This window comes from Azoarcus sp. DD4, from assembly GCF_006496635.1.
In the GTDB taxonomy this organism is placed as follows: Bacteria; Pseudomonadota; Gammaproteobacteria; order Burkholderiales; family Rhodocyclaceae; genus Azoarcus.
The window spans coordinates 4,192,495-4,206,585 of record NZ_CP022958.1; the positions used below are offsets into that span (position 1 = coordinate 4,192,495).

Annotated in this window: 14 protein-coding genes; 9 read left to right on the top strand and 5 right to left on the bottom strand. The window is 68.6% G+C overall.

The annotated features are described in order from the left end of the window. The first annotated feature begins 52 nt into the window (after positions 1–52). The gene (locus tag CJ010_RS19375) at positions 53–319 is read left to right on the top strand and encodes a hypothetical protein (protein WP_141019572.1); all 267 of its coding nucleotides are present in this window, start codon (positions 53–55) and stop codon (positions 317–319) included. An 18-nt stretch (positions 320–337) separates the two neighbouring features. On the opposite strand, the gene CJ010_RS19380 is transcribed toward CJ010_RS19375, so the two are convergent. Then, complete coding sequence (locus CJ010_RS19380) at positions 338–1,180, bottom strand: DNA ligase (protein WP_371415714.1); 843 nt, start codon at positions 1,178–1,180, stop codon at positions 338–340. 322 nt (positions 1,181–1,502) lie between these two features. Here CJ010_RS19380 and miaA point away from each other — a divergent pair, with 322 nt between their 5' ends. Together miaA and CJ010_RS19390 are read left to right on the top strand one after the other, a co-directional pair. After that, the gene (miaA, locus tag CJ010_RS19385; RefSeq protein ID WP_240794416.1) at positions 1,503–2,426 is read left to right on the top strand and encodes a tRNA (adenosine(37)-N6)-dimethylallyltransferase MiaA; all 924 of its coding nucleotides are present in this window, start codon (positions 1,503–1,505) and stop codon (positions 2,424–2,426) included. 35 nt (positions 2,427–2,461) lie between these two features. Further along, positions 2,462–3,007 carry a DUF1415 domain-containing protein gene (locus tag CJ010_RS19390; RefSeq protein ID WP_141019574.1) on the top strand — a complete coding sequence of 182 codons (546 nt, stop codon included), beginning with the start codon at positions 2,462–2,464 and terminating at the stop codon, positions 3,005–3,007. Between the two features lie 97 nt (positions 3,008–3,104). On the opposite strand, the gene CJ010_RS19395 is transcribed toward CJ010_RS19390, so the two are convergent. The 4 genes from CJ010_RS19395 to purM all read right to left on the bottom strand — a co-directional run bounded on the left by CJ010_RS19395 (position 3,105) and on the right by purM (position 9,005). Continuing rightward, positions 3,105–3,551, bottom strand: a complete 447-nt coding sequence (locus CJ010_RS19395) for a hypothetical protein (RefSeq protein ID WP_141019575.1) — start codon at positions 3,549–3,551, stop codon at positions 3,105–3,107. Positions 3,552–3,572: 21 nt separating this feature from the next. Beyond that, a complete protein-coding gene (locus tag CJ010_RS19400; protein WP_141019576.1) occupies positions 3,573–6,647 on the bottom strand; it encodes an efflux RND transporter permease subunit in 3,075 nt (1,024 codons plus the stop codon). Positions 6,648–6,657: 10 nt separating this feature from the next. After that, the gene (locus tag CJ010_RS19405; RefSeq protein ID WP_141019577.1) at positions 6,658–7,767 is read right to left on the bottom strand and encodes an efflux RND transporter periplasmic adaptor subunit; all 1,110 of its coding nucleotides are present in this window, start codon (positions 7,765–7,767) and stop codon (positions 6,658–6,660) included. Positions 7,768–7,946: 179 nt separating this feature from the next. Then, positions 7,947–9,005: a phosphoribosylformylglycinamidine cyclo-ligase gene (gene purM / locus CJ010_RS19410; RefSeq protein WP_141019578.1), complete on the bottom strand. Its 1,059-nt coding sequence runs from the start codon at positions 9,003–9,005 to the stop codon at positions 7,947–7,949. A gap of 225 nt (positions 9,006–9,230) precedes the next feature. Here purM and CJ010_RS19415 point away from each other — a divergent pair, with 225 nt between their 5' ends. From CJ010_RS19415 to CJ010_RS19440, 6 genes are read left to right on the top strand one after another with little or no spacing between them, the layout of a single operon-like run. After that, positions 9,231–10,349 carry an AI-2E family transporter gene (locus CJ010_RS19415; RefSeq protein ID WP_141019579.1) on the top strand — a complete coding sequence of 373 codons (1,119 nt, stop codon included), beginning with the start codon at positions 9,231–9,233 and terminating at the stop codon, positions 10,347–10,349. Continuing rightward, positions 10,346–11,038 (top strand): DnaA regulatory inactivator Hda, encoded by a 693-nt coding sequence (gene hda / locus CJ010_RS19420; protein WP_141019580.1) that lies wholly within the window; start codon positions 10,346–10,348, stop codon positions 11,036–11,038. Before CJ010_RS19415 ends, hda begins: the two co-directional genes overlap by 4 nt. A 37-nt stretch (positions 11,039–11,075) precedes the next feature. Beyond that, the gene (locus CJ010_RS19425; protein WP_141019581.1) at positions 11,076–11,738 is read left to right on the top strand and encodes an HAD family phosphatase; all 663 of its coding nucleotides are present in this window, start codon (positions 11,076–11,078) and stop codon (positions 11,736–11,738) included. Positions 11,739–11,793: 55 nt separating this feature from the next. Beyond that, positions 11,794–13,152, top strand: a complete 1,359-nt coding sequence (gene pcnB, locus CJ010_RS19430; protein WP_141019582.1) for a polynucleotide adenylyltransferase PcnB — start codon at positions 11,794–11,796, stop codon at positions 13,150–13,152. Further along, on the top strand, positions 13,152–13,691 hold the full coding sequence (folK, locus tag CJ010_RS19435) for a 2-amino-4-hydroxy-6-hydroxymethyldihydropteridine diphosphokinase (protein ID WP_141019583.1): 540 nt from the start codon (positions 13,152–13,154) through the stop codon (positions 13,689–13,691). The genes pcnB and folK overlap by 1 nt, the downstream gene beginning before the upstream one ends. A gap of 10 nt (positions 13,692–13,701) precedes the next feature. After that, on the top strand, positions 13,702–14,085 hold the full coding sequence (locus CJ010_RS19440) for a DMT family protein (protein ID WP_141019584.1): 384 nt from the start codon (positions 13,702–13,704) through the stop codon (positions 14,083–14,085). Positions 14,086–14,091 lie beyond the last annotated feature (6 nt).

A 14,091-nucleotide genomic window follows, 5' to 3' on the forward strand; every position in this document is an offset into this window, starting at 1 on the left:
CACGGCACTTGCATCGTATTGGCGAACGCCAACCAGACACACGGAGCCCGCCATGCAGGAACTCGCCACACTCACCGACAAACACGGCGATCCGGTCTCCATCGGCGATGAGGTCCGGGTGCTCTCGGTCAGCCTGGACGGCGACATGGAAGACGACGAACGCGAGATGTTCGAGTTCATGATCGGCGCCATCTGCGAGATCGAACGCATCGACAGCACCGGCCGCGCCTGGGTGACGATGTGGTGGAGCTGTGGCGACGGCAATGCCACCACCAGCGTGGGGCTGGAACGCCACCAGATGGAGCTGGTGCGGCGCTGAATCCTCGAATGCGATGGCTCAGGGCAGATCGCGCACCCGCAGGTAGCGCGGAAAGCGCGGCAGCCCCTTGGCCGTGAGCTCGCGGTAACGGTAGGTCACCGTCGTGCCCACGGCCGGCGGACTGCGCCGCTGCGCATCGGTGAAACCGCTGCCAAGGCGGAAGCGGCGGCCGTCGGCGGCCTCAACCTCGAGCGCGCCGAGCAGGCCGGCCAGCCGGCCCTTGCCGGGCACATGAGCGACGACCCGCGCCTCGGCATCCAGCCAGGGCGTGAGCTTGAGCACAGCTTCGCCGCGGCCGGCCGTCCACAGGGCATCGGCACGGTGCAGCATCAGGCCTTCGCCGCCCGCCTTCAGCACCGTCGCCAGCCGCCGCTGCAAGGCCGCGCGGTCGGCAACGCGCACCTGCTCCACGCTTTGCAGCCACGGCACCCGCGCCGCGGCGACGATGGCGCGCATCCGCACGATGCGCTCGCTGAATGTGCCCGCCGCGCCCGGCAGGTCGAACAGCATGTAGCGCACCTCGTGCCAGGCCGTATCGTCCGGCGTCTGCTGGCGCACGATGCCGGACAACCGCTCGAAGCGCCGCCGCCCCAGCCACAATTCGCCATCCAGCGGTTGCAGCGGTAGCGCCGCCACGAACCAGTCCGGCGCAGCGATCCGCTGGCCACTGCGGAAAAGCAGACGCCTGCCATCCCAATAGGCACGCACGCCGTCCAGCTTCTCGCTGACCCAGTACGCCGCGGGATCGATGTCGTCGTGATAGCGCCCGGCCAGCATCAATGCCGGTGCCTCGTCCGCCCATGCCGGCGTCGCCGCCGAGCCCCCCGCCATCAGCAGAAGGGCCCACATCAGAACCCGCATGCGGCGCCCGATGCGGGTGGAGAACGAGCAGCCTGCACGACTGCGCAAGGGCGGAACTGACGGGATCATCACGCGGCTCCCGGGCACTGCGCATCGACGCCAGCATTGTTGCGCGACGCTATGGCCCAGCTGGGATTCAGGGGATTTGACGGCCCCGATTAAAGCACATTTGCATAATCCGAAGTACCCGGATGCCCTTCCCATCGGCCCTGCGAACGCCACGTCAGACTCGCATGGGCCGCCCGTCCAGCGGATAATGGCGACCCTTTCGCTCCGCCCGCCCGCCTTGGACACCGCCGACCGCCTCCCGCCCGCCCTGCTGATGCTCGGACCCACCGCCAGCGGCAAGACCGCGTCCGCACTGGCGCTGGCAGCGGAACTGCCGGTGGAGATCGTCAGTGTCGATTCCGCGCTGGTCTATCGTGACATGGACATCGGCACCGCCAAGCCGAGTGCCGCGGAGCAGGCGGCCTGCCCGCACCACCTGATCGACGTGGTCAGCCCGGAAGAAGCCTATTCGGCGGCCCGCTTCTGCGCCGACGCGATCCGCCTGATGCAGGAGATCACCGCCCGCGGCCGCATCCCGCTGCTCGCGGGCGGCACCATGCTCTACTTCAAGGCGTTGCGCGACGGGCTTTCCGATCTGCCGCCGGCCGACGCCGCGCTGCGGCAGGCGATGGACGAACGTGCCGCGGTCGAAGGCTGGCCGGCGCTGCACGCCGAACTCGCCCGCCTCGACCCCGAAGCCGCCGCCCGCCTGGAACCGACCGACGCGCAGCGCATCCAGCGCGCGCTGGAGATCGTCCGGCTCACCGGCGCGCCGCTGTCGGCCAGCTACGCCCGCCGCGAAGACGTCGCGCTCCCCTGCCGGCTGCTGCCGATCGCGCTCGCGCCATCCGACCGCAGCGTGCTGCATGCGCGCATCGAGCAACGCTTCGACCAGATGCTCGCCGCCGGGCTGCTGGATGAGGTCGCCCACTTGCGCGAGCGCTACCGCCTGCACCCGGACATGCCGTCCATGCGCTGCGTCGGCTACCGCCAGGCCTGGGAGTACCTCGACGGCGAGATCGACCGCGCCACCTTGCGCTTCAAGGGCATCGCCGCCACCCGACAGCTCGCCAAGCGCCAGCTCACCTGGCAACGCCAGTTCCGCGACAGCTGGCCGGAACTGATCGAACTGGACTGCCTCGCCCCCGACCTGCCCGGCCGCGTGCGCGACACCGCACTGCGGCAGCTGGCGGCCTGAACGGCCGCTCCCTCATCTACCAGGAATCACCCGACATGGAACAACAGGTCACCGAAGACGTCCGCCAGTGGCTGGAAAACGTGGTCATCGGCCTCAACCTCTGCCCCTTCGCCGCCAAGCCCTTCGGCGAGCGCCGGGTGCGCATCCACGTCAGCGCGGCCACCACCGACGAGGCGCTGCTCGACGACCTGCAGGCCGAACTCGAGCGCCTGTCCGACACGCCGACCGCCGAGCTTGAGACCACGGTGATCGCCATTCCGGGAATGCTCGAGAACTTCGACGACTACAACCAGTTCCTCGACCTTGTCGATCTGTGGCTGGAGCAGTTCGGCTGGGAAGGCGAGCTGCAGGTCGCGAGCTTCCACCCCGACTACCAGTTCGCCGATACCGAAGCGGACGACGCCGGCAACCTCACCAACCGCGCGCCCTGGCCGCTGCTGCACCTGATCCGCGAGGAAAGCCTGGAAGCGGTACTCGCCCACTTCCCCGACGTGGACGCCATCCCGGAGCGCAACATCGCGCGCATGAAGGCGCTGAGCGACGACGAGAAGAAAAAGCTCTTTCCCTACCTGTTCGGCTGAAGGCGAACGCTGCCCCAGCGGCCAAAGAAAACGGCGCCCGGGCGGCTGGCCCGGACGCCGCTGCGTCCATCCCTGCCCGGCGTTTCGCCGGGGCGCCTCAGGCTGAGGTTCGCAGCACCGTCGGTGTAGGCTGGCCGGCCGGCCGCGTGGCGTTGTCCAGATAGAGCTGCACCGCCGGACTGCCCTTGCTGGAAGCGGCGTCCGGCTGCTCGGCCGCCCGCGCCGTCGCCACGCCCTGCGCCGCCGCTTCGGCACCGGCGTCGCGGCCAGGCTGCAGCCGGACGGCATCGTCTGCCGGGGCCGACGTGCTCGCCGCGCTCGGCGCCGGGCGCTCGGCTGCGCCGGTCGGAGACACCGGGCTTGCCGTTTCGGTTGCGGTGGCCGCCGCGGCGCGCGCTTCCGCGCTGATCGTCACCTGCACCGCCGGCGGCGTTTGCGACACGGCGGCCGGCACTGCGCCAGCGTCGGCCGCGGGCCGCTGCTGCCGCGCGGCCTGCACGGCGGCGCTGTCGGTGGCGGCTGTCAGGCGCATCGAGGTATCCATTTTTGCTCCGGGTATCGGCTCTCAGCCTGCCGCACCGGCGGCGGCGGGGTCGGTGCTGTGCTCGCGTTCGCGGCGAGCAAGCAGAGTATAGACCGTGGGCACCACGAACAAGGTGAAGAAGGTGCCGAGCAGGAGGCCGCCGACGATCACCCAGCCGATCTGCTGGCGGCTCTCGGCGCCGGCGCCGACGGCCAGCGCCAGCGGGATCGCCCCCAGCACCATGGCACCGGTGGTCATCAGGATGGGGCGCAGCCGCAGCACCGAGGCCTCGACCACCGCCTCGCGCAAGGCCTGGCCCTGATCGCGCAGCTGGTTGGCGAACTCGACGATCAGGATGCCGTGCTTGGTGATGAGTCCGACCAGGGTCACCAGCCCGATCTGGCTGTAGACGTTGAGCGTGCCGCCAGCCAGCCACAGCGCCGCCAGCGCGCCCGCCATCGACAGCGGCACCGTCAGCATGATGATGAGCGGATCGCGGAAGCTCTCGAACTGCGCCGCCAGCACCAGGTAGATGAAGGCCAGCGCCAGCACGAAGGCAAGCGCGAGGCTGGCCGAGCTGGTCTTGTACTCGCGCGACATGCCGTCGTAGTCGGTGGAGTAACCGGCCGGCAGGATGCGGGCAGCGGCCGCGTCCATGTAGTCCAGCGCCTCGCCCAGCGCAAAGCCGGGCGCGAGGTTGGCGGTGACGGTGACGGCACGGCGCTGGCCGAAGTGGTTGAGCTCGCGCGGGCTCACCGTCTCGCGTACCTGCACCAGGTTGGCCAGCGGGATCATCTCGCCGCTCTTGCCGCGCACGAAGATGTCGCGGATGTCGCGCGGACCGGCGCGGTTGCCGGCCTCGACCTGTACCACCACGTCGTATTGCTCGGCATCCTTCTTGTAGCGGGTGACCTGGCGGCCGCCGAGCATGGTCTCCAGCGTGCGGCCGATGACGTCGATGGACACGCCGAGGTCGGCCGCCTTGTCACGGTCGACATCGACGGCGAGTTCCGGTGTGGTGAGCTTGAGATCGGTGTCCGGCGACAGGAAGCCGGGATGTTTGCGCATCTCGTCGAGCATGCGCTCCGTGTAAGCGGCCAGTTCCTCGTACGAGGCCGAGGTGGCGATGACGAAGCTCACCGGCCGCACGCGCGGACTCTGCCCAAACGATGCCGGCAGCACCGGAAAGGCATTGATACCGGTGATGGCGCGCAGCTGCGGCTGCAGTTCGGCGGCAATCTGCATCGCACTGCGCTCGCGTTGAGCCCAGTCGGTGAAGCCGACGAAGGAGATGCCCTGCGACACCGTCGGATTGCCCGCAATCACCAGGTAGCGGTCGACATTGGAGGTCTGGCTGTAGATGCGCTCGATCTGTGCCGCATAGCGCGCCATGTAATCGATGGTTGCGCCCTCGGGTCCGGAGAAGATGGCGACGACACGACCGCGATCCTCCACCGGTGCGAGTTCGGACTTGAGCTGGCCGAGCAGCAGCAGCGAGCTTCCGGCCACGACGGCGAAGCCCAGCATCACCACCCAGCGCCGCGCCAGCATGGTCACCAGTACGCTGCGATAACCCTGGGTCAGCCACTCGAGGAAAGCTTCGATGGCGTTGTAGACGCGGCCGTGCTTCCTGTCGTGACGCAGCAGCTTCGAGCACATCATCGGCGACAGCGTCAGCGCGACGAAGCCGGACACGATCACCGCTCCGGCCAGGGTGAGCGCGAACTCGGTGAAGAGCTTGCCGGTGCGCCCGGTCATGAAGGCCACCGGCGCATACACCGCGGCCAGCGTGATCGTCATCGCCACCACCGCGAAGCCGATCTCCTTGGCGCCGCGGAAGGCCGCCGCCAGCGGCGCCATGCCGTCCTCGACGTGGCGGTAGATGTTCTCCAGCACCACGATGGCGTCGTCCACCACCAGGCCGATCGCCAGCACCAGGGCGAGCAGGGTCAGCGTGTTGATCGAGAAGCCGAACAGGAACATCAGCGCGAAGGCACCCACCAGCGATACCGGAATGGTCACCAGCGGCACCAGCATCGCCCGCCAGTTGCGCAGGAAGAAGAAGCACACCACCGCCACCAGCAGCACCGCTTCCCAGATGGTGGAGAAGACCGACTCGATCGACCGCTCGATGAATACCGTGGTGTCGTTGGCGATGGTCATCGACATGCCTTCCGGCAACTCGGCCTCGAGTTGTGGCAGCAGCTCCACCAGACCGCGCTTGAGATCGAGCGGGTTGGCGGTGGACTGTTTGATCAGCCCGAGCGAAATCGCCGGCTTGCCCATGAAGCGCACCGCGGTGCGTTCGTTGGCCGCCGCCACCTCGACCCGGCCGATGTCGCGGATACGTACCGGATAGCCGTCTGGCGTGGCGGCCTGGCGCACCACCACCGCCTCGAACTGCTGCGGCTCGGCGAGATCGGTACGCGCCACCACCGCGAACTCGCGCTCACGGCTCTCGATGCGGCCGGCCGGCAGTTCGATGTTCTGGCGGCGGATGGCGTCCTCGACGTCCTGCGGCGTCAGGCCGAAGGCGGCGAGGCGGTCGCGATCCAGCCAGATCCGCATCGAGTAGCGGCGCTCGCCGTACACCCGGGCGTCGGCCGCCCCCGGCAGCGTCTGCAGCCGCGGCTTGATGATGCGGCTGGCGACATCGCTCATCTCCAGCGGCGAATGGCGGTCGGACGCGAAGGCCACCCAGATGATGGGGCTGGCATCGGCCTCGACCTTGGCGATCACCGGCTCCTCGACATCGTCCGGCAGGCGCCGGCGCACCCGCGAGACACGGTCGCGCACGTCGGCGGCGGCGCTGTCGGCGTCGCGTTCGATGCGGAAACGCACGGTGATCTGGCTGCGCTCCTGGCGGCTGATCGAGGACAGCACGTCGACGCCCTCGATGCCGGCGAGCGAGTCTTCCAGCGGTTTGGTGACCTGGGATTCGACGATCTCGGCGCTGGCGCCGGTGTAGGTGGTGTCGACCGTGACCACCGGTTCGTCGATGTTGGGGTACTCGCGGACGGTGAGCCGCGAATACGACATCAGGCCGATCAGCAGCACCATCAGCGACAGCACGGTGGCGAACACCGGGCGCTTGATGCAGATCTCGGACAGGACCATCGCCCGCGCCTCAGCCGGCGTTCGCCGCCGCGGCCACCGGCGGCACCACCCGCACCGGCGCACCATGGCGCAGCTTGAGGTGGCCGGCGGTGACGACCATGTCGCCCGGCGCCACGCCGTCCGTCACCTCGACCACGGTATCGCGCCGCGCGCCGGTCTTGACGTCGACGCGCTGCGCCTTGCCGCCCTCGATGCGATAGACGAACTGCACATTGCCCGGCGCCGGCACCAGCGCCTCCTCGGGCACCACCGCCACGTCCAGCCGCTCCTGCAGCAGCAGGCGCACACGGGCGAACATGCCCGGGCGCAGCACCGACTTGGGGTTGGGCAGCTTGGCGCGCATCACCACCGAACGCCCCTGCGCATCCACCAGCGGGTCGATCGCATCCACCGTCGCCTCGAAGCGCGCCGACGGCAGCGCATCGCTGGTGACCTCCAGCGTCTGGCCTGGACGGATGCGCTGCAGGTAGAGCTCGGGCAGGCGGAAATCGACCTTGAGCGTGCCGATGTCCTCGATGTTCACCAGCACCTCGCCCTCCTTGATGTAGTCGCCGACACTGACATTGCGGATGCCGAGCACGCCGTCGAAGGGTGCGCGGATGCGGGTGCGCTCGAAATGCGCCGCCGCCAGCGCGCTGTTGGCGCGCGCCACTTCCAGCCTGGAGGCGGCCTCTTCGCGCGCGCTCTGGCTGACGAAGTTGCGCGCGAAAAGATCCTCGCTGCGCCGGAAATTGGCTTCGGCCAGCGCCAGGTTGGCCTTGGCCTGCTGCAGCTCGGCAAGCTGGACCGCGGCATCCAGCTCGACCAGCACCGTCCCCCTGGCGACGGGCGCGCCTTCGCGGAAATGGATGCGGGCGATGCGTCCGGCAACCTCGGGCCGCAGGATCACCGATTCGTTGGACACCAGGGTACCGACCGCGGTGACGTCGTCCGGCATGCTGCGCGTCTCCACCGGCACCGCCTCGACCTCGACCGGCACCAGCTGCGCGGCCGCCGAAGCATCGCTGCCATTGACCGCGGGCGCAGTCGACGTGCCACGGTTGGCGTACCAGGCATAGCCACCGAGGGCGACAAGACCGGCGGCACACACGGCAAGAACGACGGGACGACGAGCGGACATGGGCAGGGCAGCGAGATTGCCCCGCGCCGCAGGACGTCGACGGGGCCGGGTGGGAAAAGCGGCGCGGGGGGTAGCCGCGCGCCAGCGATCAAACCAAGACAGCCCGGCGTCCGACAAGTTGCAGGGGATGCGCCGACACCGCAAGGCACGGCGCCGGCGTCAGCAGGCCGGGCAAACGCTCAGGCGACGATGGTCTGGGCTTCGCCGTCCTTGCGGCTGTCGATGCGGCCGATGCGGTACACGGTTTCGCCGGCAGCGGTGAGCTGCGCGGCCACCGCATCGGCGACATCGGCCGCCACCACCACCGCCATGCCGATGCCACAGTTGAACACCCGGTACATTTCCTGGATGTCGACGTTGCCGGCCTGCTGCAGCCACTGAAACAGCGGCGGCAGCGTCCAGCTGGCGGCGTCGATGCGGGCGGTGAGTTCGTCGCGCAGGATGCGCGGCACGTTCTCGGTGATGCCGCCGCCGGTGATGTGGGCCATGCCCTTCACCACGCCCGGCATCGCCTGCATCAGCGCGAGCAGCGGCTTGACGTAGATGCGGGTGGGCTCCATCACCACGTCGCGGAACTTGCGGCCGTGGAAATCGGCGTCGAGGTCGGGCTTGGCCACCTCGATGATCTTGCGCACCAGCGAATAGCCGTTGGAGTGCGCGCCGCTGGAAGCGAGACCCAGCACCACGTCGCCCGGCACGATCTTCGAGCCGTCGATGATGTCGGCCTTTTCCACCGCGCCCACGGCGAAGCCGGCGAGATCGTATTCGCCTTCGGGGTACATGCTCGGCATCTCGGCGGTTTCGCCGCCGATCAGCGCGCAGCCGGCGAGTTCGCAGCCCTGGGCGATGCCCTTGACCACGTCGGCGGCGGTGTCGACATCGAGCTTGCCGCAGGCGAAGTAGTCGAGGAAGAACAGCGGCTCGGCGCCCTGCACCAGGATATCGTTCACGCTCATCGCCACCAGATCCTGGCCGACGGTGTCGTGCTTGTTCAAGTGGAAGGCGAGCTTGAGCTTGGTGCCGACGCCGTCGGTGCCCGACACCAGCACCGGCTCCTTGAACTTCTTCGACAGCTCGAACAGCGCGCCGAAGCCGCCGATGCCGCCGAGCACCTCGGGCCGCATCGTGCGCTTGGCAAAGGGCTTGATGCGATCGACGAGGGCGTCGCCCGCCTCGATATCGACACCGGCGTCGCGATAGGAAAGGGAGCTTGGGGAGGCGGAATTGGAAACGCTCAAGATCGGTCCTCTGGCTTGCAGGATGCGGGGTCGGCGCCAGCCCGAATGCATAAGGCTTGAGGCTGCAACGCCAACTGGCTACAGTTACGGGTCCGCGGGGCTACCCGAGCCCCACGCCAAGTGCGCGATTTTACTTGAAATACCCCCTGTGACACCCCCTTTCTCGCGTCGGCTGTTGCCCGCACGCATCCATTCATCCCCTTGCGCCCCGTCCGATACGCCCAAATGAGCCTAGCCCGCGCCGACCGCCTGCAAACCGCCGCCTGGGCCGGCGCCGGGCTGGCACTCGTCGGCCTGTTCTGGCTGCTGTCCCCCATCCTTGCGCCCTTCGTGGTGGCTGCGGTATTCGCGTACATCTGCGATCCGGCGGTGAACTGGATGGCGGCCCGGCGCACGCCGCGGCCGGCGGCGGTCCTGCTGGTGATCACCGCGCTCGCGCTGATCCTGATCGCGCTGACGCTGATCCTGGTACCCATGCTCTACCGCGAGGCGGTGACGCTGATCCAGCGCCTGCCCGACCTGGTGGAAATTTTCAACGAACGTATGTCGCCGCTGCTGCGCGAGCATCTCGGCATCCGGTTGCAGCTCGATGCCGGGCAGGCCCGCAAGTGGCTCACCCAGCACGCCGACGCCGCGCAGGACGTCATCCCGGTGCTGCTCGGCCATCTCAAGACCGGCGGACTGGCCATCATCGGCCTGGTCGCCAACCTCTTCCTGATCCCGGTGGTGATGTTCTACCTGCTGCAGGAATGGCCGCGCCTGCTGGCCGGCCTGCAGCACGTGGTGCCGCGCCCGTGGCTGGATCGCACGATGCGCGTCATCCGCGACATCGACTCGGTACTGTCGGAATTCCTGCGCGGGCAACTGTCGGTGATGCTGCTGCTCGCCATCTACTACAGCCTCGGCCTGTGGTTGGCGGGCCTCAATTTCGCACTGCCGGTCGGCGTGATCACCGGCCTGCTGGTCTTCATCCCTTACGTCGGCTTCGGCGGCGGTCTGGTGCTTGCCATCCTTGCCGCACTGCTGCAGGGCGACGGCTGGTCGCCGCTGATCGGCGTCGCCGTGGTGTATGGTCTGGGCCAGCTGATCGAGAGCTTCGCGCTCACCCCCTACCTGGTCGGCGAGCGCATCGGCCTGCATCCACTGGCGGTCATCTTCGCGCTGATGGCCTTCGGCCAGCTGTTCGGCTTCGTCGGCGTGCTGATCGCCCTGCCCGCCAGCGCCGCGCTGCTGGTCGGCTTGCGCGAGGTGAAGACGGCCTGGTTCGCCAGCGCGCTCTACCTCGGCAGCGGCCCGCAGATCACGCCCCCTACCCCGCTCGGTCCAGAGGACACCAGCCGGTGAAACAGCTCACACTCGACATCCGCCCCGACGCGCCCCCGACGCTGGACAACTTCGTCGCCGGCACCAATGCGGAACTCGTCGCAACGCTTGCCCTGCTGGCGGACCCGACCGGCAAGGACGCCCTGCCCTCGCCCCATCTCTACCTGTGGGGCGCCAGCGGCAGCGGCCGCAGCCACCTGTTGCGCGCGACCGCGGCACTCGCGACCGGCCAACAGCGCCCGATGCACCTGATCGCCGCCGCCGAAATAGGCGACAGCCTGCCGGAAACCCCCGCTGCGCTGCTCGCCATCGACGATATCGACCAGCTCCGCGCCGACGCGCAGATCGCCCTCTTCAACGCCTTCAACCGGTCGCGCGGCAACGGCCAGTCGCTGCTGCTCGCCGGCCCCTGCGCACCGCTGGAACTGATGCTGCGGGAAGACCTGCGCACCCGCATCGGCCAGGGTCTGATCTACGAGGTGCAGCCCCTCGACGACGACTCGCGCGCCGCCATCCTGGTTGCACTTGCCGAGCGCCGAGGCCTGCGCCTGGCCGACGAAGTCGTCGACTTCCTGCTGCGCCACGGCCGCCGCGACCTGCCCAGCCTGCTCGCGGTGCTCGACGCGCTCGACGCCGCCTCGCTGGAGCGCAAGCGCCCCGTCACCCTGCCGCTGCTGCGCGAGATGATGCAGCAGGGCCTGGCGATCTGATCCGGCACAACCATTCACCGCTTACGGAAACGCTTTCGTGGACCTCGTACTCTTCGACCTCGACAACACCCTGCTCAATGGCGATTCCGACTTCGCCTGGGCCCAGTTCCTGATCGCCAAGGGCGTGCTCGACCGCGAGGTGCAGGAAGCCAGGAACGTCGCCTTCTACGAGCAGTACAAGGCCGGCACGCTGGATATCTTCGAGTTCCTCGACTTCCAGCTCGCGCCACTCGCGCGCCATCCGCGCGCCCAGCTCGACGCCTGGCATCGCGAATTCCTCGACGGCTCGATCCGGCCGATGATCACCACCAAGGCGCGCCAGCTGGTCGACGAGCACCTCGAGCGCGGCGCCGTGGTCGCGGTCGTGACCGCCACCAACAGCTTCGTCACCGGCCCCATCGTGCGCGAGTTCGGTATCCCCCACCTGGTCGCCACCATTCCGGCGCACGAGAACGGCGCCTTCACCGGCAAACCGCGCGGCATGCCGGCCTTCAAGGCCGGCAAGATCGAACGGGTGGAAAGCTGGCTGGAATCGCTCGGCCTCTATTTCGGCAGCTTCGAGCGCAGCTGGTTCTACAGCGACTCCCACAACGACCTGCCGCTCATGTCGCGGGTTTCCAACCCGGTGGCCGTCGATCCCGACGACACCCTGCGCGCCCACGCCCAGGCGCACGGCTGGCCGGTAATCTCGCTACGTTGAGCGGCGTCATCAGTTATGATTGCGGGCTCATGTCGCCCGAACCCCTGATCCGCCGATGATCCGCAAACTGCTGCGCAAGGTCTTTACCCGCGCCGCGCCGACCATTCGCCCCGAACCCGCTCTCATTCCCGTCGAGCAGCACGGCATCCGCCGCGAACAGCTGTCGCCCGCGGCGCGCAAGGTCTGCAACGTGCTGCAGGAACATGGCCACAAGGCCTTCGTCGTCGGCGGCGCCGTCCGCGACCTGCTGATCGGCCACCCGCCCAAGGACTACGACGTCGCCACCAGCGCCACGCCGGAAGAGGTGCGGGCGCTGTTCCGCCGGGCCCGCATCATCGGCCGCCGCTTCAAGATCGTGCACGTGATGAGCGGGCCCGAAACCATCGAGGTTTCCACCTTCCGCGCACTGCAGGACGCCGAATCCACCGAAACCGACGAGCACGGCCGCGTGCTGCGCGACAACGTGTTCGGCTCGCAGGAAGAGGACGCCACCCGGCGCGATTTCACCGTCAACGCGCTGTATTACGACCCGGGCACCGAGACCATCGTCGACTACCACCACGGTGTCGCCGACCTCAAGCAGAAGACCCTGCGGATGATCGGCGATCCGCGCACCCGCTACCGCGAAGACCCGGTGCGGATGCTGCGCGCAGTGCGGCTGGGCGCCAAGCTCGGCCTCAGCATCGACCCGGCCGCGCGCCAGCCCATCCGCGAGATGGCGGTACTGCTGGAAAACGTGCCGGCAGCACGGCTGTTCGACGAGATGCTCAAGCTGCTGTTCTCCGGCTACGCGGTGAAGTGCCTCAAGCAGCTGCGCGAGGAAGGCCTGCATCACGGCCTGCTGCCCCTGCTCGACGTCATCCTCGAGCAGCCGATGGGCGAACGCTTCGTCTGGCTGTCGCTGGAAAACACCGACGAGCGCGTGCGCCAGGACAAACCGGTATCGCCCGGTTTCCTCTTCGCGACCCTGCTGTGGCACGAAGTGCTGGCCAGCTGGGAAACCAGGAAGCGCGCCGGCGAGCACGCCCAGCCCGCCCTTTTCGAGGCGATGGACGAGGTGCTCGACGCCCAGGCCGGCAAGCTCGCGATCACCCGCCGCATCGTCGGCGACATCAAGGACATCTGGGCGCTGCAGCCGCGCTTCGACAAGCGTTCCGGCAAGATGCCCTATCGCCTGATCGAACAGCCGCGCTACCGCGCCGGCTGGGATTTCCTGCGTCTGCGCGCGCAGTCGGGCGAGCTTCCGCTGGACGTCCCGGAATGGTGGGACCGCTTCGCCCATGCCGGTCACGACGAGCGCGACGCGCTGCTGCGCGATGCGCCGCAGGTCGAAGCGACGCCTGCCAAGAAGCGCCGCCGGCGCCGCCGCAAGCCGGGCGCCGACGCCGGAGCCGTCCCCGCCGAGACGTCCTGATGAGTGCCGCCGCACGGCCACCCGAACGGCGTGCGCCTCCCTTGGGTGTGCCGGTAAGCGCCCCGGTACGCGCCTTTGTGGCGTTCGGAGCCAACCTCGGCGATCCGGCCGCCGCCCTCGCCCTGGCGCTCGAACGGCTCGCCGCCCTGCCCGGCACCCGCGTCGCTGCGCACTCCCCGCTCTACCGCACCGCCCCGGTAGGTGTCGCCGGTCAGCCCGACTACATCAACGCAGTCATCGCGCTCGACACGACGCTTGCACCGCGCGCCCTGCTGGATGCCCTGCTGGCGATCGAACTCGAAGGCGGCCGCACCCGCGACTTCCACCTCGCCCCTCGCACCATGGATCTCGACCTGCTGCTGCACGGCCACGCGGTGGTGAGCGAACCCGGCCTCGTGGTTCCGCACCCGCGCATGCACCTGCGCGCCTTCGTGCTGCGCCCGCTGGCCGACATCGCTCCTGACGCGGCAATCCCCGGCCACGGCAGCGTCGCAGCGCTTCTCGCCACCGTGGCCGATCAGGCCATCGCCCGACTCTGAAGGCTTCCGCATGAACGCCTGGATACAGACCGCCACCGGCTCGCTGCAGGCCGTACCCATCTGGCTGCAGACCACCCTGCTGCTCACCGCCTCCAACGTCTTCATGACCTTCGCCTGGTACGGCCACCTGAAGAACATGCAGACCCGAGCGTGGTACGTCGCCGCGCTGGTGAGCTGGGGCATCGCGCTGTTCGAATACCTGCTGCAGGTGCCGGCCAACCGCATCGGCGCCGGCTCGCTCAATCTCGCGCAGCTCAAGATCATGCAGGAAGTGATCACCCTGCTGGTGTTCGTACCCTTCGTCGTGCTCTACATGAAGCAGCCGCTCAAGCTTGACTACCTCTGGGCAGCCTTGTGTATGCTGGGCGCGGTCTATTTCATCTTCCGCAACTAGGCCCAC

Bases quoted from the DNA above. Each gene is read 5' to 3' on its own strand.
- CJ010_RS19380 (WP_371415714.1), bottom strand. From the start codon at position 1,180: ATGCGGGTTCTGATGTGGGCCCTTCTGCTGATGGCGGGGGGCTCGGCG.
- CJ010_RS19390 (WP_141019574.1), top strand. From the start codon at position 2,462: ATGGAACAACAGGTCACCGAAGACGTCCGCCAGTGGCTGGAAAACGTG.
- CJ010_RS19440 (WP_141019584.1), top strand. From the start codon at position 13,702: ATGAACGCCTGGATACAGACCGCCACCGGCTCGCTGCAGGCCGTACCC.
- CJ010_RS19375 (WP_141019572.1), top strand. From the start codon at position 53: ATGCAGGAACTCGCCACACTCACCGACAAACACGGCGATCCGGTCTCC.
- CJ010_RS19405 (WP_141019577.1), bottom strand. From the start codon at position 7,767: ATGTCCGCTCGTCGTCCCGTCGTTCTTGCCGTGTGTGCCGCCGGTCTT.
- CJ010_RS19415 (WP_141019579.1), top strand. From the start codon at position 9,231: ATGAGCCTAGCCCGCGCCGACCGCCTGCAAACCGCCGCCTGGGCCGGC.
- miaA (WP_240794416.1), top strand. From the start codon at position 1,503: ATGCTCGGACCCACCGCCAGCGGCAAGACCGCGTCCGCACTGGCGCTG.
- CJ010_RS19395 (WP_141019575.1), bottom strand. From the start codon at position 3,551: ATGGATACCTCGATGCGCCTGACAGCCGCCACCGACAGCGCCGCCGTG.
- pcnB (WP_141019582.1), top strand. From the start codon at position 11,794: ATGATCCGCAAACTGCTGCGCAAGGTCTTTACCCGCGCCGCGCCGACC.
- folK (WP_141019583.1), top strand. From the start codon at position 13,152: ATGAGTGCCGCCGCACGGCCACCCGAACGGCGTGCGCCTCCCTTGGGT.
- CJ010_RS19400 (WP_141019576.1), bottom strand. From the start codon at position 6,647: ATGGTCCTGTCCGAGATCTGCATCAAGCGCCCGGTGTTCGCCACCGTG.